Below are 21,815 nucleotides of genomic sequence, written 5' to 3'. Positions count from 1 at the left end.
GGTTTAATTTTCTCTCAGCATTTTTTTTCCAATCAAAAAGTAAATCAAAGAACCAAAAAGCGGCAAAAACAACACCAAATTGGTCCACATCCATTTTTGCCTTCTTTTGCTATATGGAAATTTAGAGATCTCTAAAATAACATAAATGTTTACCAACATGATAAACATTACGATAATGGCGAGGATTACTAAATAAGCGTTCATATGTAAATATAGCAAGCTCTAAAACAAAGTTAATGGTGTTGATACCTCATGAAAACCAGCTTTTAATTTGCCAATCCTAAAATCATTCACAATATTGTGAGCCATGCGTGTAGGTTCAGGAATGCGATAATTTCCAACACAGTTTTTAATAATATCAAGGCTTTGTTCTGCAGTAATTAAATGGCCTGCTGATACATATACCGGTGCACAATTAATTTTTGTTCTAAATGCAAAACCGAGCAATTCATTTGCGTTATTTTTAATTTCTGTGGTTTTCAGTTTTATGTTTTCAGGAATATGGTTTTTGCCGTGTAAAAGACTTTTAGCGCAGCCAATGGTAGCTTGATTGGCCAGAATCCCAAAATGAGAAGCAACGCCCAAGCGCCGGGGATGCAAAATTCCATTCCCATCAAGCACCACAACATCTGGTTTATTGTTGATGAGTTCCCACACTTTTAATAATGCGGGAACTTCTTTAAAGCCCAAAAATCCGGCTTTATATGGAAAATTGGTTTCGTAAGTTTCTAATGCAAATGATTTCAAAACCATGCCTGGATATGTGAGTATTACAATTCCAGCATACATGGTTGAACTGTTTTTGTTAAAAGAGATATCAGCGCCTGCAATTGTTTCAATTTTATCCAGCGGCTGAAACTTTAATTGCCTGGCAAGTTCAATCTGATAAGCAGCGGCATCTTCGAAACTATAATGGTCGTACATGACTTTATGACAAGATTATTTGAGGTCAGATATACACAGATATTTTTAGTGTTATGTATTCATAAATATACGCTTTGATAAAAATAAATTTTGTTTTACCAATTTATAGAAATACATTCGTGTAATCATCATCCCTAAAATAAGAATAATTTCAACCTAATTCTAAAATGATGATTAAAAAAATTAATGCATTTTATGCTCCTTTAAAGATTATAGGGGCAACTTGTCTAAGCATGCTGTTCATTATCGCAGCCTGTAATAAAGATCTGCCTTATTGAGAAATGAAAAAAACATTAAAAATACTTTTAGTGTTGCTTGTACTATCAATATTGATGCTGTGCTTTTTTCCCACGGCGATAGTATTTAACCCCAAAAGTGATGAAGAGGAAATTATCTCTAGAGCACTTTCATCGAAGAAAATTAGTTTATTCTCGTTAAGCTTAAATAGGACTATATATAATGAGATTAATGGAAAACAGATAGACTACAAAATGTTTTGTACTCAGTTTTTATCTGCAAAAAAACTGTTGAAAGACAGAAATACCAAATTTTATTCGATTGCCTTAAACATAAAAAATGATACCGCAAGGGTTGGTGTATCTTATTATAAGTCAGGTATGTTGTTTCGTTTTAGTTATGTTAAAAAAGATGGTAAATGGAAAGAAATAGACAGCAGTTTCGGGACTGTAAAATTTATACCGTCAAGGCCTTATTATATTCAATTAGAAAACATGAGGGTTACAAATCCAACTTACTACAGGGATTTCAATATTGAAACAATTCCCAGAGATAGTTTGAAATAATAATCCATCTGACTTTTTTGTTCTAAGCTTGTACTTATTCGTTTGTCTTATAATTAATATTATGTTAAGTTGATTGGCTAGGTTTTAGTCTTGAGGTTTTTTAAACCTAGAGATTAAAATGAAAAAAACAAAGAAAGAGGCATTCTTTAACATCCTCACCCGAGCGTTTCGACGTCTCGAAATTGAATTTATCACCATTAACAGTAAACACATTATTGTTACAAGTGGTTTTCTTAATGGTGTTACTATCATCCCTGATAAAACATACGCCTGTGTACTAAAAAGGCAACATGATTGGGATAAGGTTCATATATCACTCGATATTGAAGTAAATTATTCCTTTGAAGTGTTCTTATTTAAGCTTCACAAATACCATATTCTTAGTGAAGCTAATTATGTAAGGATTTTAAAAAAACTCGCTTCCAATGGCTAAAATTATCACAACTGCGTTTAATGCGGCTTGTGAAGCCAAGCGGAACGCCTTTTATGGTGTATCTATGATTGATGGTCGGTCTGCTTTGCAAGATGCTGCCGTACGAACAATTTTTAGAACCTACCCAATTAAAACTGTCGTGCAGTTGGAGTTTACCGCTCCATTCCTCAACTACACCGTTCACACAAATTGCAATCGTCTATTGCATTTTAAAATCAATGAACTCGGTTTGTTTACAATCAAAACTATTCCGGTTTATGGGGGCAACAACACCCCCTATCAAAAGCCTATTTCTAAACCCTCAAACACTCAACAAACATGCTTCTAAAAAAGAAATATAAACGTACTCTAAAGCCGGATAACACTTTGGGCTTAATGTTCGCTCAAATTGGTTTTTGTAGTCAAACCTATGCCATTTGGGCTAATGATAATGTATTTGAAACTATCAGCAAAGCGAAGCATGAAAACGTATCTTTTAAGCTTACCTAAACGCTTATTAATGGCGTTTATAGTTTATCCTGCTTTAGCATTGCTGATTTTTGTTATTGTCTGTGTGCTATTCTCTGCGCTTTTTGTGGCCTCATTTTTACCATAGTGTCAAAGCAGAATAAACAAACATCAGTTGTTACTAAAAAGCCTTCGTTCAATGTGATTGTTAAGGTTAACGATACTCATTTTATAAAATGGCGTGGTGTAACTAACTTTAATTCAATGATTAACTACCTCGACCGCACCTATAGCGGTTGGAGGTGGTTTAATTACTATGCCCGAATATCCCCTTACGATCAAATTGGCTCTTACAGTCACAAGTCGGGCTACAGACTAAAGTCCTAAACCTGCTATACATCTCTTTTAAACCATTCATCAAATAACCAAACAAACATTTTCTTGCTATGTCACTATTTACGAAAAAGCCGGGCGGTACTGTCTTCGGCAATCTTATGCGTTCTTTTGTTTATGGTGGAAAATATAACCATCAGGTTAATATTTCTGTTGCCGACAAAAAAAAGTCTATTGAATTAAAAAAACTTGAAGCAAGGTCTACTAACATAGACGATTTAGTCCGTTCTCAAAACTTGCTATAATACTATAGAAAGTAATGGATTTATCAAGTATGCAACAATTCAAACTCTACCCTTTTTAACCCCTCTTGCATTGGTTCAGGCGGTTTTTTGCCGATTGCAAAATAAACCCCCTCCCCTTTCTGCCGAATATAATTCAAACCATGATCTTAAAACAGAACTGCTTCGTTATTGCGAAGCCTGAACTTACTGCGCTTTTAAACGGAACTTACGAACCTAAACAGCGGTATGATAACCAAATCAATCTTCTACCGTATCAAAATGGCGATACATTGGAATTTCACGATTTTGTAAACCCTGACTATACAACAGACCTTTTACACCGTGGCACAACCTATATCGGTTCAAGCTTACAGAGAAAAAGTAAAAAACTATCAGATTTCACAAAGGAGGCGGTTTACGATAGGCAGATATTCCCCGAGCCTAAAAAGGATTCTAAAGAAATTGAACATGTTTTAAGTAAAAAAAGTAAAACCAAAATTGCCAATAAAATAACTGCATGGATAAGGGCAAATAAGGCCAACGGCCATAAAGGCATGTACAATTTTATCACGCTGACACTTACCTCTAAACAGATTGGTACTGATAAGGATTTTACCAAAATGCTTAATGTGTTTTTTACCTACCTCCGCAAATACTGCGGCCTTAAAAACTATCTGTATGTTCTCGAAAGGCAGACTAAAAAGACAAACAATATTCATGCGCATATCATTATCGATCAGTATATCAATTATGAGCGCTGTAATTCTGTGTGGTGTAAAATATTGGGCGATAACGGTTATACATTTCCCTCTCACGATTATGTTACCGAGGTAACGGAACAGGTGGGCGTAAACGAAGCAATGAGGCGCTATAGATCAGCGGAAACTTATAAAGGCAATTCAGGGTATGTAAACCCTAAGACAAACAAATTCGTTAAACCGACCAAAAACATTAACAAACCTAATCCGTGCGACGTTGAAACCATTTACAATTTACAGGCTGTCTCTAGGTATGTAACCAAATACATAACAAAGAATGAAAGTAAAATCTTTACCACAGTTTGGAACTGTAGCAAAAACATTTCCCGACTATGGACGGGAGCAATTGTATGCGCTAAAGATTATTATGCTACCCTAAGGGAGCAAACCCATCGTGTTATAACCCTATCCCTTGACGGGGGGTACTCCATGTTTGTAAACTTGCTTAAATATTATACAAAAACGCAAGAAAAAATCTTCGAAATAAACAAAAAAATCATTTTAGAAAATGCAAATTGTTAAAAGTCTTACAAACTCATTAGGCGTATCGGATTTACAGGTACAGAAAGCCGTTTCCCATTTATTAGTAACCAAAAAAGGTACTGCAAACCCTATCGTAAACGAACAGATTTCTGCTGTTTTGAAAACTGCATCAAACGAACAGGTTGTATTGCCTTTAGGTAAAATCCGTGACTTTGCAATTTTATCCCAGTTTGAAAACGGATATATGTTGCAGCAATTACTTGCCGATGCGACTATTGAGTGTGCGTTTATGATTGAACTTTCTACCGGTGCTGCTTTACAGCTGGTAGATTCGACGTATCTGTCTGTAAGTTTGGACGGTTTGGAAAAACTTGCAACATACGAAGTTTTCGGTGTTGAGGTTTTGGAAGAGGCTCGTGAGTATATCAAGTATGTTTCCACTCAAATCGTAGGTTCTGAAAGTCAACAGAAAATGTACAATTTAGGCGATAACTCTGTTTCGTTGTCTATCCGCAACAACGGTGCTTTAAAGAAAATCCGCCTTTTCGGTTACAATGGTAAAGAAGTTTCGTACACAACGGACGAACTATCTGCCATTGCCCGAGAGATTAATGGTATGACTATCGGCCCTGATAAATTAATTGAGGGAGATACGATTAATCAAGCTTTTTCTGGCGGTGCTTCTGAATTTTTTTGGTTGCCAACCCAAGCTTATAAAGGCTTCGAATTAACTACCAACGGTGGTATTGAATTAACCTTTATCACGGTAAACAAATACGCTTACTAAGATGGGGTTGTTCAGTAAAAAGCCAGGCGGTACGTTCTTTGGAAACCTTCTGCGTGGTGCTGTAAATAAGGCTTCAGGCGGTATGCTTGGTACGGGTGCAAACCGTATTGAGTTAGGCCAAACTAAAACCAATGCTCAATTGGCTCAAGAAAGCGCAGATTTACAGGCTCAAATTTCCCGTCAACAGCAGGAATTAGCTTCTAGGGCTGGTGGGGCAATTGGTGATTCAGCGTTATTAAATGCAAATCCCACATTGGTTAATAAGGGTATTGGGGGTGCCGTTGGTTGGATAGTTGGCGGTTTAGCCCTGCTATTAGTTCTATTTAAGGATAAACTATTTAAAAAGAAATTTTAAAATGCTTGCAGTATTTGACGATACCATGAGGCCTTTGGATAGTAACATTTACGATGTTCCTACGGGTGGTGGTGGCGGGTTATCTACGGTATCAGACGAACTGCCTGCACTAAATAACAATAATATGATGTTAACCGTTTCCGATGCCGATCAGGCTGTACAAGCTAAACCCTATAATGTTAATGATATGGCTATAGACCATTCAGAACTTGGTGCGGAGGCTATGCCTGCACAATTGATAGATCACCCTGTAACCTTTGGTAAAAAATGGTTAATCATTGGGGTAATCGTGGTGGTTGTTGCTATCGGTTATTTTATTTATAAACAATCTAAAAAAAACAATAAAAAAAGATTTTAAAGTGGCTTACAATAAAAACAAAAATACAACTCTTTACGCAGTAGCTGCGTTGGTTGTTATCGGTGGCGGTATTGCATGGACGTTTTTTACCGCAAAAGGTAAAGCGTGGTTTGCAACGGTTAAAGCAAAGTTCGTTAAGTAATGGCTGGTCGTAGCTATTCACGTTCTAATAACTCTAGGAGTTATAGCAACAATAACAACAACAGCAACAATAACCGTCCTGCTAAAAAACATAGTGGAGCGAAATATAAAGCTACAAGCAAAAATGGCACTCCCGTTACCACTGGATGGAATTATTCCCGTAGGCATGGACTTGTTACTTTTCTTTGTGTAACTACCAAAGCGACATCAGTACATACTTCAAAGGCAGGTGTCGAATATCTTAATGTTATGGTTAAGATCAGTAAGGCTATGTCAAAAGATGAACTTGTTTCGGGTCTTATGGAACGTCACACTGGCAGGGTATTCGTAAAAGAATTGGGTATTGTTATCAATCCCAAAGCCCCAAACGGGGGTTACTGCGGTAAGTGGGGTAATTAATTCTTTTTCTCTTAGTTCATATTTTCATTTTGTTTTAGGTTAGATGCTCCCTTTCTTCGGAAAGGGGGTGTTTTTTAAAAAAAGATCATGTTTCAAAAACTTTTAACTGGTTCGGCAAGGGTTGCAAAAATTGCCCTTTTATTGTCTCTGATTGTTGATACGCTGAAATACTTTCAGGATGAGTGCCAAAGCCGTGGCATTGCTACCTCTAACGATTCGACCGAAAAACCTGTAGAAAATGTTTAAGTTCATTACTACAAATTTTGCGGCTGTTAACTGGGCGTTGTTTGCATTCGGTAAGGCTACACCTATTGTACAGGTAGTTAACTCAAAAATGGTAGTTGATATAACGAATGCTTTGATAACTGCGGTTGTTACCATTTCGGTAGCTTATATATCGGCTAAATTTCAGAAAAAGGATAAGGGGTAATGAAAAATATTAAGAAGTTTTTGGAGTTGAACGGTGCTGATATTGTTTCGGCTTGTGTGGGTACCGGATTGTTTCCGTCTGTATTGATGGGGCAATTGATTCAGGAAAGTAGCGGCCAGTATGGTGATTATGGTTTGAGTTATTTGGCTTATAAGTATAATAACTATGGTGGTATCAAAAAATGGTCGGGTTATAGTGGCTCGTCTGTAAAGATGAAGACTGGTGAAGACACAAAGAACGGTGTTCCTTATGTTATACAGGCTGATTTTTGTGTGTTTTCTGACTTTAAGGATTTCTTAAAGTGGCGTACAATCTTTTTAAAACGTAATCGTGGTTATGATAAGGCAGGTGTTTTTAATGCTAAAATGCCTTATGAGCAAATTGTAGCATTGAAAAAGGCAGGTTACGCAACTGATGTTCAATATGTTTCCCGTGTCTACAGTCAAATTACTACTTATAATCTCACCAAATTGGATGACGAATTAAAAAAAAAACTGATTCCTAAATTGGAGGCTCCACTCCTTACGGCTTCCTCTTCGGGTTGGTTTAAGACTTTATTGCAAACTTTTTCATTAACAATTGACACTACAAAGGTTAAATAATGATAGATAATTTAAAAAGGCATGCCAATAACATTGGCAATCGTATTGCTACGATAAACCCTATTGTATTCCTTTATTTTTCGATATTTCTAATTACTGTGATTTACTTTTGGTCAAAAATCGTTGCCATTTTCAAAAGTGATCCTACTGCGAAAGACGAAGCTATCAAGGTTACCAACACCAATAAGGCTTATTTGAATAGTAAGTCTATTACTTCGGACGGTTATTTCCTCAATGGCTTGGGTCAAAAAACCAAATACAGGATTACACAGGCTCGCCAACATGCGGAAGATTTAAGTGCATTACTTAAAACATACAGGGGGGCAAAGTGGTATAGTATGACTGTTTCATTTTTTGGATTAGGCAGTGTTTCCCGTGTGAAGCGTATACTAAACCCAAATTACCCTGCTTCATTCAGGCGTTATGTTCAGGAGGTTTATAGAACTGTTTATACGGATAATAGGAGTTTGCAAACGGATGTAAGGGCTGCTTTAACTGGATTTGCAGGTAGTTCTGCTTGGGATAATAATTTAACCAAATATTTTATTAATTAATATGAAAGGTTCATTAAATATACTTGCCAATGGTGGGCACGTTAAGACTCTTCATTACATTCAGCTTTTAACGGAGGTTCTTGTTTCAAATGGTGTTACCGAGTATAAAAATCAGGCTGTAAATGATGCAAATCAGCAATTTTATGCCACACCGTTTATTTTAAAGAATTTTCTATTTGACTGTGTTAAAGTTGATGGAACGAATGAGTTAATATCTTTAAGTATTAATGATTTTTGGACTTTTTTCCCATTAAGAGACGGAGCAGATTATAATAATTATACGCAAATTTGGTCTGCTTTGGTAAATTCTTCAATGTCCTCTTGTGAGCACGGTAGCCCGTTTTACGGTTATGCTTTGAATAGTTATTTTCAGCCATTTATCACTGTTGCGTTACCAGTTGAATGGACTTCTAAGTATGTAAAAATATTTATTAAGTATGCTTATTCTGTGGCTATTCCTGCGGATGTTTTGACAACTGGCTCGTTAACTTTGTATGATGATGCCGAGCAATTTGTTGATTACCTACATAAAACACAAACGATTATTATCCCCCCTATTGTTGCACCTAATCCTCCCGTTAATCCTCCTTTGGATGGCGGAGAGACTTAAAATTTATAATAATGAAAGATAAATACCCTGTTTTAAAAACTAAATATTTTGAGTTGTCTAAAAATGACGATATCATTGAAACATCATTTGGTAATCCTCATCTAGTTGTTGGTATAATTTTGCCGGAGGGTTCTAAACAAGTTGAGGAGATATTAAATAAATCCAACTTGCTTCCATATGAACTTGCATGCCGTGCTTTCAATTCCAGTGATTACCAGTATAGTGTTTTAGATGTTGTTCAGGCGAAAAGCAGAGTTTTTAAAGGCTTTCAGCTTGCTGTTGCAGAAAGTAAAAGCACTAGCGACTTTATTCCTCTTGTTATCTCCTATTTACAATTTAGTTTATAATTATGAAAATTAAAAGAACTTTTACCGATGGTTCATCGGATTTTATTAAGGCTGATAGCCTCGAATTGGCTAAAGCCCGTAAAATTAAAACAGGTAAAACCCTGAAATCATTACAGGTTATTGATGTGATCACGGGCGTTGTGCTTGCCCTTGTAAATATCATAAAAGCTATAAAAAATTAATTTTGTTTAATCGGAAAAAGTTATATTTTCGTTACAAATAAAACGCACTATGAAATTATTTAAAACACCTTGGTTTTACGTTGGATTAATGTTTATTCTTATAACATTTACTACTACTTTCAATTGGTTGATTATTCGAATGGAGTATCTTTTTGCCAATCTTTTTAATTATAAGAATGATATTAAAAGCAATTTGATAAACTTTTTACCTACCTTATTGATCCCCTTAACTGTGACGTTCTTTATCTCGAGATACTTAATTAAGTGTATTGTTAATAAAAGACTATATTAGTAATTTAAAACTTACAGGAATGCGGATTTATTCCGCATTTTTTTTGTAATAAAATATTTCTGTAAAAGTTTTGTTATATCAAAACAATCTTCTACTTTTGATCAACAAACAGACACGTTCATTATTTATTTAAGATTTTCTAAAAAAAATGGTTACGACTTTTAACCGCCTACCCCTTGACGATCAGTTGAGACTGGTGCGCAAAGCGACCTGTAAAAAAACACTGTTGGAGATTGTAGAAATGTTGACTAAAGTTGACCCAATCGTATCAATAAGGAAAAACAGGCAAATAAAATTATCATCAAACCAAAACCTTTTAGATTAAAATCTCTCCTCCCAACTTAACATAAGTAGAAATTTATTCTATTATTTAATATTATGTTAAGTTGTATTTCCCAACACTATCCTATTCTTACAATTTACCTATAAAATTATAGTTCCTGAAGTTTGCGGTTAAGTTCCTGTACTTTGTTTGTTGCGCCCTTTTTGTTGTAGATATCAATCAGCAACTGTACAGTTTTTTTATCGTTTGGATTAATTTCATTGGCACGTTGTAAGGCAAATTGTGCACGGTTAATTAAACCTTTATATTTTTCCGTTTTATCTGCATCGTTTTTGCTCAAGGTTTCGTTGGCTGTATTAATGTAAGCCAAACTCAACTGGTACAATGCATCGAAATAATTTTGATCGGTAGATAAAGCTTTATCGTAAGCTAATATTGCAGTGGCGTTATTTCCACCAATTTGTTGCAGGTAACCGTATAGAAAATAAAGCAACTTACTTCCTTTTTCAACTTTTAAATTATTTTCAATCAATCCCTGTGCTTTGCTGTAATTTTCGGTATCTAATAAAAGATTGATATAATCGTTTGTTAGAAAGCGGTTAAATGGATTCAGCAATAATCCATCTTCTAACGTTTTGATGGCCGTTTCATTCTCTGATTTTACCACATACATCTGCGCCATTTTCTGAAAAACAGATGGATTTTTAATACCATTTTCTTTTGCACGTTTAAAATATGTTAAAGATTCATCGTAAGATTGAATGTTTAACGCACATATTGCGGTATTTAACGCCAAAGTGGTATCGGCAGGAAAATTATCTGATACTTCTTTAAGGTCAGCAAATGCCTCTTTAAATTCATTGTTAAAATAGGCTTCATTGCCTTTATCCTGCTTTTTGATCAGAATGTTATGATCGGATGCTTTAATAAGCCCCCCATTATCGTTGTAGCGGTCTAATGATTTTGCTTTGGCAACCGCCTCTACAGCGCTATCATAAAACTTATTCGCATTATTTGGGTCGGTATCAATCAGTGATGCAAATGAAGTAAGGTAAGATTTTATCGACCAGGTTTCGGTCCAGTTTTTAGATTTATTGTCTTTTTCGGCAGATTCTATTGATTTTAAACCTTCTGTAATAATACTTAACTGCTTTTTCTCATCTTCTTTATTGGCTATAGACGCCTGAAGTTTCCCAACAGCATTTCTCGCAATCAAAATTTGACTTTTTTGGGCTACAGCATTAAAAGAGACAAAAATTAAGGCGGCTAAAGATATTTTAAGGCAATTCTGCATAATGTATTAATGTGATAAAACCGTAATAAACCATAAAAATAAACATAAAAAAAAGAGCCCCGAAATTTCAGGGCTCTTTTTTTAGATTGGTGGTGAATAAATTATTGTTTAGGCAATGCGTCTAAACGTTTCTTTATTTCGTCGTAGTTTTTAGTATCATTTCTAAAAGCGTAGATGGTTTTTAAGGTTTCTAATGCACCTTGGTTTTTAGCATCTACTTCTAAGGCTTTTTTGTAAAAAGGAAGTGATTTATCTAACAAAGCATTCATTTTACCGGTTACTTCGTTAAATTCTTTTACTTTTTTAGGATCGATTTTATTTCTGTCGGCCTGTAATTTTAAAGCCTGACTGAAGTAAATGTTACCCAATAAAACCTGATAGTTAGGGTTGTTTGGTTCTTTTGCAGCTAAAGCAACCAACATTTGCTCAGATTTTGCAGCATCACCCCTATCAATATAAATCTGAGTTTCAGTTTTAATCCAGTCAGTATTTTCCGGGAATTTTGCTGAAGCTTCTTTGATCACTGCTAAGGCTGCTGTTGTATCTTTTTGTTTGCTTAAAGCGGCGTTAATGATTTCAGAATATAAATCTTTAGACTGTGGTGAGTTTAAAGAAATTACTTTTTTAAACTGGGTAATCATACCTGGATAATCTTCGATATTTCTTGCTGCAATACCAGCGTTTAAATACATCGCGGTATCCTGTGGGTTAATTACAGTAGCTGCAACAAATTTTTCGTAAGCAGTTTTGTAATCTTTTTTATTGTAAGCAATTACACCACCGTTTCTAACTGCATTGATAATGTTGGTTTCAGCTGAATTGATGTTGTCTTTTTCAGTGCCTTTGGTATCCAGTTTTTTAGCTTCAACAATGGCATCCTGTGCAATTTTAAGGTTTGCATCAGCATTTGCGGTGCTGGTAGAATCTAAAATGGCTGCAGAAGAAGCAAATAAAGCGCGGTACGACCATGCTTCCGGCATTACTTTAGATTTCTCATCAGCAATGGCTTTATCGGTATGGGCCAAGCCTTTAGCTAGTGCTTCAAGTTTTTTTGCCAACGGTGTTGTTGCGCTTGAAGAAGTTAGCTGGAATAAACCCCAGTCGTTTTTTGCCGCGGTTATTTCACTTTTCTGAGCAAAAGCAGCGCTTACCGCACCTGCTAGAAATATACTTAGAAATACTCTTTTCATAATTTTTATTCTAATCTTAATTTTAGTTAATTTTCTTCTTCCGTTTCATTATCTGATTCGCCTTCTTCTTCAGTGTCATCAGCTTCCGGAGTGGTATCGGCTTCTATTTCTTCGCCGTCTGTAACTACAACATCTGTTAAATCTACTGTTTCTTCTTCGTCCTCTTCGTGGTCAATTTTGGTAACCGATGCAATTTCGTCATCACCTTTTAAAGATATTAAGCGAACCCCCTGTGTGGCACGTCCCATTACCCTTAAAGCCGATACCGGAATTCTGATTACAATACCAGACCGGTTAATGATCATTAAATCTTCGTTATCGGTAACATCTTTAATTGATACTAATTGTCCGGTTTTTTCAGTAACGTTAATTGTTTTTACCCCTTTACCACCACGGTTGGTTACACGGTAATCTTCAATATCGGTACGTTTTCCGTAACCTTTTTCTGATACTACTAACACGGTAACTTCAGGATTGTTTACAGCAATCATGCCAACAACTTCATCCTGATCGTGTGCAAGCCTTACACCACGAACACCGGTAGCTGTTCTACCCATCGGACGAACGGTTTTTTCGTTGAAACGGATAGCCCTTCCTGAGCGTAAAGCCATTACAATTTCGCTTTCACCGTTGGTTAAACAAGCTTCTAATAAAATATCACCTTCGTTAATGTTAATGGCATTGATACCATTTACACGTGGGCGGGAATATGCTTCAAGAGAAGTTTTCTTAATGGTACCTTTTTTAGTACACATGATAATGAAATTGTTCTCTAAATATTCCTGGTCTTTAAGATTTTTAACCTTAATGTAGGCTTTAATTTTCTCTTCTTTCGGGATATTAATGATGTTTTGGATGGCTCTTCCTTTACTGGTTCTGGAGCCTTCAGGAATTTCGTACACCCTTAGCCAGAAACACCTTCCGGCTTCGGTGAAGAACAACATATAGTTGTGGTTGGTGGCTACCAGCATGTGCTCAATAAAATCTTCATTTCTTGAGTTACTGCCTTTAGATCCTTTACCACCCCTGCCCTGTGCTTTAAATTCGCTTGCCGGAGTACGTTTTACATAACCTTCGTGAGAAATGGTAATCACAACTTCTTCATCGTCGATGAAATCTTCCATGCTCATATCTTCAGCCGAGTGAACGATCGTAGTTCTACGCTCATCGCCAAATTTCTGCTTCACTTCTTCCAGCTCATCCTTAATGATTTTCATCCGCAAACCTTCATCTGCTAAAATAGATTTCAAGTATTCGATGGTTTTCATTAATTCAGCATATTCTTCTTTAATCTTATCGCGCTCCAGTCCAGTTAAACGACGCAAGGTCATATCCAGAATGGCACGTGCCTGAAGGTCACTTAATCCGAATTTTTCAATTAAGCCTAAACGGGCCTCTTCTGGTGTTTCGGATGCACGGATCAGTTTAATTACCTCATCTAAATGATCTAAAGCAATTAAATATCCTTCTAAAATGTGTGCACGTTTCTCAGCTTCTGCTAATTCGTATTTGGTACGGCGAACAATTACATCATGACGGTGATCCACAAAATGCACAATTAAATCTTTAAGATTTAACATCTGTGGACGGCCTTTTACCAATGCAATGTTATTTACACTAAAAGAAGTTTGTAGCGCTGTGTACTTATATAGATTGTTTAAAACGATAGAGGCATTTGCATCACGTTTGATTTCGTAAACGATACGGATACCATCTTTATTCGATTCATCTTTGATATTCGAAATACCTTCCAGTTTTTTCTCACCAACCAATTCAGCAGTACGCTCAATCATCTGTGCTTTGTTAACCTGGTAAGGAATTTCGGTAACAATAATTACTTCACGGTCTTTAATGTTTTCAATTTCGGCTTTTGCACGCATTACAATACGTCCGCGACCGGTTTCAAATGCTTCTTTTACGCCTGTATAACCATAAATGATACCACCTGTAGGGAAATCGGGAGCTTTTACAAACTTCATTAATTCCTCTATGGTAATATCTCTGTTGTCGATATAGTTTATAACACCATCAATTGCTTCAGTTAAATTATGCGGTGCCATATTGGTGGCCATACCTACGGCAATACCAGAAGAACCGTTAACTAAAAGGTTAGGTATTTTTGCAGGTAAAACTGTTGGCTCCTGCTCGGTATCATCAAAGTTTAACTGAAAATCTACCGTATCTTTATTAATATCTGCAACCATTTCTTCAGCAAGTTTGCTAAAACGTGCCTCGGTATAACGCATTGCAGCCGGCGAATCACCATCAATATGGCCAAAGTTTCCCTGACCATCTACCATCGGATAACGTAAACTCCAATCCTGAGCCATACGAACCATCGTAAAATATACGGAAGCATCACCATGTGGGTGATACTTACCTAAAACCTCCCCCACAATACGGGCTGATTTTTTATAAGGTTTTCCGCTGGTTACACCTAAACCCAACATGCCGTAGAGCACACGGCGGTGTACTGGTTTCAATCCATCGCGTACATCAGGCAAAGCCCTTGATACGATTACCGACATTGAATAATCAATGTAGGCCGATTTCATCTGCTCTTCTATGTTAATTTGAATGATTTTGTCGTTCTGCTGATTTTCTAAATCTTCTGCCATAAATTATTATTCTCGCTACTTAAAACGATATTAAAAAAGGGTATTACTATAACCTTGCGAATTTAGCAAAATTATGCCGAATTAAGGCATTGTGGAAAATTTTTGACCTTAGTTATAGGTTTTTTACATTCGATGGGATTTTAACTTATTGAAGGCTAATTTAACGCATTTCGTTATAATGAAAATAAATGATAATTATGTTTTTTGGAAATGATGGGTTCGGTGTTGATGGCAGGTTAGCAGTCCTGCTATCGCTGCAAGTCCTCCCTCGTTCCTCGGTCCGAGCTTTCCGCTTTATCAGGTTTATAAACTGGGGTTCTGTATTTATATGGTGATTTAAACCTGATAGGTTTGCCGGATTGGATTGATATTTTTTTGGAAATGATGGGTTCAGTGTTAATGGCAGTTTGCAGTCCTGCTATCGCTGCAAGTCCTCCCCGATGAAAAATCGGGTTGCGGGCTTTCCGCTTTATCAGGTTTATAAACTTGGGTTCTGTATTTTATATGCCGATTTAAAAACAAAATAGGTTTGTTGAACTAAAATTTATATTCTTAAGTAATTCTGATACTTTTGCTTTTCAACCTTTTATAAGATGGCAAACGAGAAAAAATCTGCTATGAGTTTTATTATGGTTACCCTCCTGATCGATTTTACAGGATTTGGAATCATTATTCCGGTTTTGCCAAAACTTATACAGGATTTTACCGGTGGAGGCTTTGGTTTGGCAGCAGAATATGGAGGTTGGCTTACTTTGGCTTATGCATCCGTTCAATTTATTTTTTCTCCGATTATTGGAGCTTTAAGCGACCGTTTTGGTCGGCGACCAGTATTATTGAGTTCTTTATTCGGATTGGGGATTGATTATATCTTTCTGGCTTTTGCGCCCTCCATCGTTTGGTTATTTGTAGGAAGGATTATCGCTGGAATTACCGGAGCAAGTTTTACCACTGCCCAGGCCTATATCGCAGATGTTTCGCCTCCTGAAAAAAGAGCACAGAATTTCGGTTTGGTTGGTGCTGCCTTTGGTGTAGGCTTTATTTTAGGTCCGGTTTTGGGTGGTGCATTTAGTCATTTCGGTACCCGTGTTCCTTTTATGATTGCTGCAGGCCTATCTTTAATCAACTGGCTCTATGGTTATTTTATATTACCTGAATCATTACCGGTTGAAAAACGCAGGGCCTTTGAATGGAAAAGGGCAAATCCAATTGGTTCATTGGTAAGCATCGGGAAATATCCGGCCTTACTGGGGTTGATGATTACTTTGTTCTTATTGTATTTCGCCAGTCACTCGGTTCAATCAAACTGGACATTTTATACCATGGAAAAATTTAACTGGGATGCATCCTGGGTAGGTTATTCGTTAGGATTTGTGGGTTTGGTGATCGGAATTGTGCAGGGCGGATTAATCAGGGTAATCCTGCCAAAAATTGGAGAGAAAAAAGCGGTTTATTTTGGTTTGATTTTATATGTAATCGGTTTCGTTGCTTTTGCATTCGCCAGCAAAGGCTGGATGATGTTTGCCTTTATGGTGCCTTATGGTTTGGCCGGCATAGGCGGACCAGCAATGCAGGGTTTAATTTCTAATCAGATTCCTGCAAATGCGCAAGGTGAGATGCAAGGTGTTTTAACAGGTTTACAAAGTTTGGCGGCCATATTTGCGCCCTGGGCAATGACACATATTTTTGCTTATTTTATAGAAGGTAAAGCACCTGTTTATTTTCCGGGTGCACCGTTTATATTGAGCGCGGTGTTAACGTTGATTGGGCTGTTTATTTGTTTGAGAAGTTTAAAGAAATATCATTAATTACAAATGAGATTGTTTCTCCAATAAGAAAAATCGTCATATCCACTGGAGGGCAATCCCAAACTTTCGGGAGAGAGATCTTTGAACCAAATTATTGAAATGCAATTTAAAAGATTTCTCCACTGCGGTCGAAATGACGATACGCTGGGAGCATTCGCTATAACAACTCATTCGCTAAATTAGCCAACTCGCTCCGCTCCCCTTTTTGTAAGGTAATATGAGCATACAATGGATGATTTTTAGCGTTTTCGATTAGATAAGACAAGCCATTGCTTTCTGAATCGAGGTACGGTGTATCGATCTGATAAATATCACCTGTAAAAACAATTTTAGTATGCTCTCCTGCCCTCGAAATTATGGTTTTAACCTCATGTGGGGTAAGGTTTTGTGCTTCATCGATGATAAAGAAAATCTTGGTCAGGGTTCTGCCACGAATAAAGGCTAATGGAGCGATGGCTATTTTTTCAGTAGTAATCAGTTCATCAATTTTTTCCGACATTTTATCATCACCTATAAACTGTTCTTTAATAAAACGTAAGTTATCCCAGATCGGGGCCATAAACGGATCTGTTTTCGATTTGGCATCGCCAGGGAGAAAACCAATATCTTTATTGCTCAGCGAAACGATGGGTCGGGTAACGTAAATCTGCCTGAAATTTTTACGCTGTTCTAAGGCACTGGCCAAGGCCAATAAGGTTTTGCCAGTTCCGGCATTACCCTGTATGCTTACCAGCTTGATTTCGGGATCTAAAAGGGCATGAATGGCAAAAGCCTGTTCAATATTTTTTGGTTTGATTTTAAAAATGGCATCAGTAGAAACAGTCGAAACGGTTTTTAAGCTGTTATTGTAAAATACGTTGGCTGTTTTTCTTTTGTTTTTAAGTACATAGAAGTGATTGCCGTTTTTAGGTGGTAAACCAATTTCAGTTGCATCGATAAAGCGCTCTTTTTTTACTTCTTCGATCACTTCGATAGGGAAATCAATCAGTTCTGTTTTGCCCGCATAAAGCTCATCTACATTTTTTATTTTACCGGTTTCGTAATCTTCAGCATTTAAATCGAGTGCTTTTGCTTTTAACCTCAGGCAGATATCTTTCGATACCAGCACTACTTTTTTATCAGGATGTTCTTCTTTTAAACTTAAAGCGGCATTTAAAATTTTATGGTCTGTTTTGCCTTTGCCATAAACTTCTTCTGCATCTACAATTAAAGGTTTTTCGTTCAGTACCACCCTAAATTTACCCGAATCGGGACTTTTTAGCGAAATCCAGTCGCTGATGAGTTTTTGTTTAGAGGTTTCATCAATCAGGCGGATAAAACTTCTTGCTTCAAAGTTCCTGGTATCATTACCGCTTTTGAAATTATCAAGCTCTTCTAAAACCTGAATGGGAATGGCCACATCATGTTCATGGAAGTTGTTTATCGCATCATGATCGTATAAAATAACCGAGGTATCTAAAACGAATATCTTTTTTGACGGATTGGAGATTGATTTACCTTTTTTGGCCATTTGGTAAATTTAATATTTTAGGGATAATTAGCAGAAGATTTGGCTATTCTTTTTTGGTTCTAATGTTTAAAACAAATCTGAATGAGTACCAGTTCGAATTAATTCTATCAATTTTATCGCTTCGTTTTCATCCCAGATCAAAAGTAAATCTGGCTTGATATGGCATTCCCAATAACCGCTAAAATTTCCAGTTAATTTATGGGCGAAATGTTTTCTATTTAATCCTAAATGTCCCTTTTAGGTTAGCACTGTTACAACGTCTTGCAGCAGGGCAAAATCCTTTAATGATCTTTTCTTGAGTAGTTTTAGATCTTTAATAAATTTGTTAGAGGCAACAATTTGATACATTATTTAACACTTGCAAATAAATCGCTTGTTGTAGCGAATTTTACGCCTTTACCCTCTTTAACTTCTGTCATTGCTTTAATGGTTTCCTCGTTGGGAACATGATTTTTATTGCAATCCTCTAAGTTTGGGTCTAATGCTTTTAAAGTAACCCCAAGTTCCTTTAAAAGCTCTTTAACTAAATTAGCTTTTTTAGAAGGTATATGTATTACAAAGCTTTCCATAATGATGTATTTATATACAAATATACATTATTTTAATATTTAAGAGTGGAGCCATTTTTTGGCAAAATAAAAACGGGGACCATCCTCTTTCGATTCTGTTCCCCGTTTTAACTTTAAAAACAACCATAGCTGTATTTTAAAGCATCTAATTCTTGTTACTTTGATTTTTCCGTTTTCGTTAGGTTTTGCAACTTTTGCGATCCGTGAAAATTTATTTCCAACTCTTCCGTCCGTAAACTTCTTAGTTTTCCATAAGCTCTGTTTGGGCCTGTTCGATTTTCTTATGCTCCAACCTTGCGGTGGTCATGTATATTCTTACTCGGTTTAACCCTTTCTGAAATTAATCGTTTTCCCTGTAAACTATCCGAAACAATTCCCCTTTCGGTTCTTTATCTCTTTTGGATTGTTTTATCAGAATTCAAAGTACTTCGTATTTGATATAATCTAATTTAGCACCAAAACACCCATTTGTCAAGAGAAAAATATGCGTTTTTATAAACAAAGTTGTTAACTTAAAACAGCTGTTTATCAACAGCTTAATTTCTTTAAATAGCCATTTTTAAGCGTTTGTTTTAGCTTTGGAAAACTTTATTAACAATTCTCTTGTGAGCACTTATAAACATTATCTATTGTTTTGTTAGTCAGTTATTTAGTGGTTTTCTGCTTGAAAACTTAAAAAAAGCAAAAAACTTAATTTTATTCGCAACAAAAAACTTCGCTATTATGTTATTTTTGTAACATGCAGATCAGGCAACCCATTAGAAATATACAAGACTTTTTACTGAGTACGTATTTTGCCGACGGTCTCCGCATTACTATTGGTGTGCTGCTCCCCTCTTTAATTCTTGCCCAGTTTGGTATGTTAAAGTACGGGATGACCTTATCACTTGGGGCATTGTGTGTAAGCGTGGTTGATAGTCCGGGGCCAATGGTACACCGGAGAAATGCCATGCTGGTTACTACCGCATTAATTTTTACTTTTTCCATCCTGACTGGTTTAACCAATAGAAGCCATTATTTTATCGGCTTTCTTTTGGCCGCATCAAGCTTTGTATTTTCAATGTTTTACATTTACGGCATCAGGGCAGCATCAGTTGGTACTGCGGTTTTGCTGATCATGGTGCTGAGCATTGATGATATCAGGCCCTGGCAGGATGTATTGTTGCATGGCGTAATGGTACTTGCAGGTAGTCTTTGGTACACTGGATTAAGTTATTTTGTGTACCGCCTCCGCCCCTTCCGCATTGTACAGCAATCGTTAAGCGATTCTATTTTAGAGGTGGCAGAGTTTTTAAGAGAGAAAGCCAAATTTTATCATCAGAACAATAATTACGATAAAACCTATTCTGATTTATTACAGCTTCAGGTTTCAGTTCATGAGAAACAGGATGCCGTAAGGGAATTGCTGTTCAGAACACGCGAAATTGTAAGGGATTCTACGCCTGAAGGCCGTTTTCTTTTATTGGTGTTTGTAGATATGGTCGATCTGTTTGAACAGGTAATGTCGACCTATTACAATTATCAGCAGCTGCATGATCAGTTTGATAAAGCAGGCATATTATCGGATTATGAAATGGCCATTAAACGGATTTCTTATGCCCTGGATGATATTGCTTTTGGCTTAAAAAGTGGCCGGACACCAGTAATTTCGAAGCGTTTATTGATTGAAATAGAACGTTTGAAGATCAAAATCAATGACCTGGAGAAAAACAATCAAAATCAGGAATACAATACGTTAGGCATTATAGCCTTAAAAAATATTGAAGTTAATATTGAAAATATACTGGCGAGGGTAAAAACCATTTTCAGCTATTTCAAAATGCGGAACAGCAAAGATATCCGTCAGGCTGAAGTAGATACCGAGAAATTTATTACTCGGCAAAAATTTGATTTCAAGCTTTTTACGGAGAATTTAACTTATAGCTCGTCTACTTTCAGGCATTCGCTACGGGTTACTGTGGTGATGTTGTTGGGTTTTGTGGTATCACAGCTGCTTAATTTTTCGCACAGTTATTGGATTCTCCTTACCATTCTGGTGATATCGAAACCTGGCTTTAGTTTAACTAAAGAGCGGAACTATCAGCGTTTGATTGGCACCACCATTGGTGCATTTATTGGTATGGGTGTGGTAACTTACATCGATGATAAAAATACACTGTTTGTCATCCTGCTGATCTGTATGATCGGTTGCTATAGTTTCCAAAGGAAAAACTACGTAGTCAGCGTACTCTTTATGACACCATATATCCTCATCCTTTTCGATTTTCTGGGCATGGGATCTATCGCGCTGGCACGTGAAAGGATTTATGATACTTTTATAGGCTCCGGCATTGCCTTATTGGCCAGTTATTCTTTATTTCCGACCTGGGAGTATGAAAAGCTTAAGGAGGCCATGCTCAATATCCTGAAAGCCAATAAGGCTTATTATGAGCAGGTAACCAAATTGTATTTCGAAAAAAATTACAACAGAACGGAATATAAACTCGCCCGGAAAGAAGTTTATGTGAGTACCGCAAATTTGGCTTCCTTATTTCAGCGGATGTTTTCAGAGCCGAAAAGCAAACAGTTATTTATTAAAGAAGTCCATCAGTTTACCGCGCTGAGCCATTTATTATCTTCATATGTAGCCACCCTTTCGCTGTATAATAAGGAACATGAATTTATTTTTGAAAGTTTCGAGGCTTTAAAACCGATTGCGAATAACACCAACTATTTGCTGGATACAGCTATTGAAAATCTGGTGCAGGGAACCAGTACAATCGATAATGTGCCATTAATCAGGCTAAATGATACCAGTTTAGCAATAAAAAAAGGTGAAGATCTGATCCCTGAACAATTCGACCTGATCCAGAAAGTGGCTTATGATATTTATAAGTTATCAGTGAAGATTAAGCTTTAGGCTGGTCTCCGTGATTTCTGTGTTTCCGTGGCAAAAATAACTAAGACCTGTATTGTACCGTCATTGCGAGGCACGAAGCAATCTTACAACGATCGCTATAACCTATAGTAGTAAGATTGCTTCGT

Annotated in this window: 26 protein-coding genes and 1 pseudogene; 19 read left to right on the top strand and 8 right to left on the bottom strand. The window is 36.6% G+C overall.

Going from position 1 to position 21,815, the window contains the following annotated elements:
• Positions 1–3: 3 nt before the first annotated feature.
• Both U859_RS32745 and U859_RS0126100 read right to left on the bottom strand, forming a co-directional pair.
• Complete coding sequence (locus U859_RS32745) at positions 4–159, bottom strand: PLDc N-terminal domain-containing protein (protein ID WP_410477235.1); 156 nt, start codon at positions 157–159, stop codon at positions 4–6.
• A gap of 63 nt (positions 160–222) precedes the next feature.
• Complete coding sequence (locus U859_RS0126100) at positions 223–924, bottom strand: endonuclease V (RefSeq protein WP_025146187.1); 702 nt, start codon at positions 922–924, stop codon at positions 223–225.
• A gap of 281 nt (positions 925–1,205) precedes the next feature.
• Between U859_RS0126100 and U859_RS0126095 the strand changes: the two genes are divergently transcribed.
• The 17 genes from U859_RS0126095 (at position 1,206) to U859_RS0126010 (ending at position 9,230) form a co-directional block, all read left to right on the top strand.
• A complete protein-coding gene (locus tag U859_RS0126095; RefSeq protein ID WP_162800058.1) occupies positions 1,206–1,727 on the top strand; it encodes a hypothetical protein in 522 nt (173 codons plus the stop codon).
• Between the two features lie 118 nt (positions 1,728–1,845).
• Complete coding sequence (locus U859_RS0126090) at positions 1,846–2,160, top strand: hypothetical protein (protein ID WP_025146185.1); 315 nt, start codon at positions 1,846–1,848, stop codon at positions 2,158–2,160.
• The gene (locus U859_RS0126085) at positions 2,153–2,488 is read left to right on the top strand and encodes a hypothetical protein (protein ID WP_025146184.1); all 336 of its coding nucleotides are present in this window, start codon (positions 2,153–2,155) and stop codon (positions 2,486–2,488) included. The genes U859_RS0126090 and U859_RS0126085 overlap by 8 nt, the downstream gene beginning before the upstream one ends.
• 565 nt (positions 2,489–3,053) lie before the next feature.
• On the top strand, positions 3,054–3,245 hold the full coding sequence (locus U859_RS0126075; protein ID WP_025146183.1) for a hypothetical protein: 192 nt from the start codon (positions 3,054–3,056) through the stop codon (positions 3,243–3,245).
• A 140-nt stretch (positions 3,246–3,385) separates the two neighbouring features.
• The gene (locus U859_RS0126070) at positions 3,386–4,504 is read left to right on the top strand and encodes a hypothetical protein (RefSeq protein WP_025146182.1); all 1,119 of its coding nucleotides are present in this window, start codon (positions 3,386–3,388) and stop codon (positions 4,502–4,504) included.
• Positions 4,491–5,252, top strand: coding sequence for a hypothetical protein (locus U859_RS0126065; protein ID WP_025146181.1), 762 nt, complete (start codon positions 4,491–4,493; stop codon positions 5,250–5,252). The genes U859_RS0126070 and U859_RS0126065 overlap by 14 nt, the downstream gene beginning before the upstream one ends.
• Before the next feature lie 7 nt (positions 5,253–5,259).
• Positions 5,260–5,607: a hypothetical protein gene (locus U859_RS0126060; RefSeq protein ID WP_162800057.1), complete on the top strand. Its 348-nt coding sequence runs from the start codon at positions 5,260–5,262 to the stop codon at positions 5,605–5,607.
• A gap of 1 nt (position 5,608) precedes the next feature.
• Positions 5,609–5,965 (top strand): hypothetical protein, encoded by a 357-nt coding sequence (locus U859_RS0126055; RefSeq protein ID WP_025146179.1) that lies wholly within the window; start codon positions 5,609–5,611, stop codon positions 5,963–5,965.
• Position 5,966: 1 nt separating this feature from the next.
• Positions 5,967–6,107 (top strand): hypothetical protein, encoded by a 141-nt coding sequence (locus U859_RS32110; RefSeq protein ID WP_162800056.1) that lies wholly within the window; start codon positions 5,967–5,969, stop codon positions 6,105–6,107.
• Entirely contained in the window at positions 6,107–6,505 is a 399-nt protein-coding gene (locus U859_RS0126045; protein ID WP_025146178.1) for a hypothetical protein, read from the top strand. The genes U859_RS32110 and U859_RS0126045 overlap by 1 nt, the downstream gene beginning before the upstream one ends.
• Before the next feature lie 87 nt (positions 6,506–6,592).
• Positions 6,593–6,751 carry a hypothetical protein gene (locus tag U859_RS32105; protein WP_162800055.1) on the top strand — a complete coding sequence of 53 codons (159 nt, stop codon included), beginning with the start codon at positions 6,593–6,595 and terminating at the stop codon, positions 6,749–6,751.
• Positions 6,744–6,935 carry a hypothetical protein gene (locus U859_RS0126035; protein WP_025146177.1) on the top strand — a complete coding sequence of 64 codons (192 nt, stop codon included), beginning with the start codon at positions 6,744–6,746 and terminating at the stop codon, positions 6,933–6,935. The genes U859_RS32105 and U859_RS0126035 overlap by 8 nt, the downstream gene beginning before the upstream one ends.
• On the top strand, positions 6,935–7,537 hold the full coding sequence (locus U859_RS0126030; RefSeq protein WP_025146176.1) for a glucosaminidase domain-containing protein: 603 nt from the start codon (positions 6,935–6,937) through the stop codon (positions 7,535–7,537). The genes U859_RS0126035 and U859_RS0126030 overlap by 1 nt, the downstream gene beginning before the upstream one ends.
• Entirely contained in the window at positions 7,537–8,091 is a 555-nt protein-coding gene (locus U859_RS0126025) for a hypothetical protein (RefSeq protein WP_025146175.1), read from the top strand. The genes U859_RS0126030 and U859_RS0126025 overlap by 1 nt, the downstream gene beginning before the upstream one ends.
• A 1-nt stretch (position 8,092) precedes the next feature.
• On the top strand, positions 8,093–8,701 hold the full coding sequence (locus tag U859_RS0126020) for a hypothetical protein (RefSeq protein WP_025146174.1): 609 nt from the start codon (positions 8,093–8,095) through the stop codon (positions 8,699–8,701).
• Between the two features lie 11 nt (positions 8,702–8,712).
• Entirely contained in the window at positions 8,713–9,048 is a 336-nt protein-coding gene (locus U859_RS0126015; RefSeq protein WP_025146173.1) for a hypothetical protein, read from the top strand.
• A gap of 2 nt (positions 9,049–9,050) precedes the next feature.
• Positions 9,051–9,230: a hypothetical protein gene (locus U859_RS0126010; protein ID WP_025146172.1), complete on the top strand. Its 180-nt coding sequence runs from the start codon at positions 9,051–9,053 to the stop codon at positions 9,228–9,230.
• A gap of 723 nt (positions 9,231–9,953) precedes the next feature.
• Here the strand turns inward: U859_RS0126010 and U859_RS0126005 are convergent.
• The 3 genes from U859_RS0126005 to gyrA form a co-directional block, all read right to left on the bottom strand.
• Positions 9,954–11,021, bottom strand: coding sequence for a tetratricopeptide repeat protein (locus U859_RS0126005; protein ID WP_240183100.1), 1,068 nt, complete (start codon positions 11,019–11,021; stop codon positions 9,954–9,956).
• Between the two features lie 179 nt (positions 11,022–11,200).
• Complete coding sequence (locus tag U859_RS0126000; RefSeq protein ID WP_025146170.1) at positions 11,201–12,289, bottom strand: tetratricopeptide repeat protein; 1,089 nt, start codon at positions 12,287–12,289, stop codon at positions 11,201–11,203.
• A 26-nt stretch (positions 12,290–12,315) separates the two neighbouring features.
• Complete coding sequence (gyrA, locus tag U859_RS0125995) at positions 12,316–14,907, bottom strand: DNA gyrase subunit A (protein WP_025146169.1); 2,592 nt, start codon at positions 14,905–14,907, stop codon at positions 12,316–12,318.
• A 593-nt stretch (positions 14,908–15,500) separates the two neighbouring features.
• Here gyrA and U859_RS0125985 point away from each other — a divergent pair.
• The gene (locus U859_RS0125985; protein WP_025146168.1) at positions 15,501–16,712 is read left to right on the top strand and encodes a TCR/Tet family MFS transporter; all 1,212 of its coding nucleotides are present in this window, start codon (positions 15,501–15,503) and stop codon (positions 16,710–16,712) included.
• 157 nt (positions 16,713–16,869) lie between these two features.
• Here the strand turns inward: U859_RS0125985 and U859_RS0125980 are convergent, their stop codons facing one another.
• From U859_RS0125980 to U859_RS0125970, 3 genes and pseudogenes are all read right to left on the bottom strand, one after another.
• Positions 16,870–18,222, bottom strand: a complete 1,353-nt coding sequence (locus U859_RS0125980) for a PhoH family protein (RefSeq protein WP_025146167.1) — start codon at positions 18,220–18,222, stop codon at positions 16,870–16,872.
• 66 nt (positions 18,223–18,288) lie between these two features.
• Positions 18,289–18,432, bottom strand: a pseudogene (locus tag U859_RS32740) (type II toxin-antitoxin system YafQ family toxin); the annotation flags it as partial.
• Between the two features lie 137 nt (positions 18,433–18,569).
• Positions 18,570–18,791: a hypothetical protein gene (locus U859_RS0125970; protein WP_025146166.1), complete on the bottom strand. Its 222-nt coding sequence runs from the start codon at positions 18,789–18,791 to the stop codon at positions 18,570–18,572.
• Positions 18,792–19,530: 739 nt separating this feature from the next.
• Between U859_RS0125970 and U859_RS0125965 the strand changes: the two genes are divergently transcribed.
• A complete protein-coding gene (locus U859_RS0125965) occupies positions 19,531–21,690 on the top strand; it encodes an FUSC family protein (RefSeq protein ID WP_029986188.1) in 2,160 nt (719 codons plus the stop codon).
• Positions 21,691–21,815 lie beyond the last annotated feature (125 nt).

The sequence above is a fragment of the Pedobacter jeongneungensis genome (assembly GCF_000633455.1).
GTDB classification, from domain to species: Bacteria; Bacteroidota; Bacteroidia; order Sphingobacteriales; family Sphingobacteriaceae; genus Pedobacter; species Pedobacter jeongneungensis_A.
Note: the sequence above shows the minus strand (reverse complement) of the source record. Positions and strands in the feature narration are given on the sequence as shown.

Excerpts from the sequence above, each read along its gene's own strand:
- U859_RS32745 (WP_410477235.1), bottom strand. The coding sequence starts at position 159 with ATGTTGGTAAACATTTATGTTATTTTAGAGATCTCTAAATTTCCATAT.
- U859_RS0126100 (WP_025146187.1), bottom strand. The coding sequence starts at position 924 with ATGTACGACCATTATAGTTTCGAAGATGCCGCTGCTTATCAGATTGAA.
- U859_RS0126095 (WP_162800058.1), top strand. The coding sequence starts at position 1,206 with ATGAAAAAAACATTAAAAATACTTTTAGTGTTGCTTGTACTATCAATA.
- U859_RS0126090 (WP_025146185.1), top strand. The coding sequence starts at position 1,846 with ATGAAAAAAACAAAGAAAGAGGCATTCTTTAACATCCTCACCCGAGCG.
- U859_RS0126085 (WP_025146184.1), top strand. The coding sequence starts at position 2,153 with ATGGCTAAAATTATCACAACTGCGTTTAATGCGGCTTGTGAAGCCAAG.
- U859_RS0126075 (WP_025146183.1), top strand. The coding sequence starts at position 3,054 with ATGTCACTATTTACGAAAAAGCCGGGCGGTACTGTCTTCGGCAATCTT.
- U859_RS0126070 (WP_025146182.1), top strand. The coding sequence starts at position 3,386 with ATGATCTTAAAACAGAACTGCTTCGTTATTGCGAAGCCTGAACTTACT.
- U859_RS0126065 (WP_025146181.1), top strand. The coding sequence starts at position 4,491 with ATGCAAATTGTTAAAAGTCTTACAAACTCATTAGGCGTATCGGATTTA.
- U859_RS0126055 (WP_025146179.1), top strand. The coding sequence starts at position 5,609 with ATGCTTGCAGTATTTGACGATACCATGAGGCCTTTGGATAGTAACATT.
- U859_RS0126045 (WP_025146178.1), top strand. The coding sequence starts at position 6,107 with ATGGCTGGTCGTAGCTATTCACGTTCTAATAACTCTAGGAGTTATAGC.
- U859_RS32105 (WP_162800055.1), top strand. The coding sequence starts at position 6,593 with ATGTTTCAAAAACTTTTAACTGGTTCGGCAAGGGTTGCAAAAATTGCC.
- U859_RS0126035 (WP_025146177.1), top strand. The coding sequence starts at position 6,744 with ATGTTTAAGTTCATTACTACAAATTTTGCGGCTGTTAACTGGGCGTTG.
- U859_RS0126030 (WP_025146176.1), top strand. The coding sequence starts at position 6,935 with ATGAAAAATATTAAGAAGTTTTTGGAGTTGAACGGTGCTGATATTGTT.
- U859_RS0126025 (WP_025146175.1), top strand. The coding sequence starts at position 7,537 with ATGATAGATAATTTAAAAAGGCATGCCAATAACATTGGCAATCGTATT.
- U859_RS0126020 (WP_025146174.1), top strand. The coding sequence starts at position 8,093 with ATGAAAGGTTCATTAAATATACTTGCCAATGGTGGGCACGTTAAGACT.
- U859_RS0126015 (WP_025146173.1), top strand. The coding sequence starts at position 8,713 with ATGAAAGATAAATACCCTGTTTTAAAAACTAAATATTTTGAGTTGTCT.
- U859_RS0126010 (WP_025146172.1), top strand. The coding sequence starts at position 9,051 with ATGAAAATTAAAAGAACTTTTACCGATGGTTCATCGGATTTTATTAAG.
- U859_RS0126000 (WP_025146170.1), bottom strand. The coding sequence starts at position 12,289 with ATGAAAAGAGTATTTCTAAGTATATTTCTAGCAGGTGCGGTAAGCGCT.
- gyrA (WP_025146169.1), bottom strand. The coding sequence starts at position 14,907 with ATGGCAGAAGATTTAGAAAATCAGCAGAACGACAAAATCATTCAAATT.
- U859_RS0125985 (WP_025146168.1), top strand. The coding sequence starts at position 15,501 with ATGGCAAACGAGAAAAAATCTGCTATGAGTTTTATTATGGTTACCCTC.
- U859_RS0125980 (WP_025146167.1), bottom strand. The coding sequence starts at position 18,222 with ATGGCCAAAAAAGGTAAATCAATCTCCAATCCGTCAAAAAAGATATTC.
- U859_RS0125970 (WP_025146166.1), bottom strand. The coding sequence starts at position 18,791 with ATGGAAAGCTTTGTAATACATATACCTTCTAAAAAAGCTAATTTAGTT.
- U859_RS0125965 (WP_029986188.1), top strand. The coding sequence starts at position 19,531 with ATGCAGATCAGGCAACCCATTAGAAATATACAAGACTTTTTACTGAGT.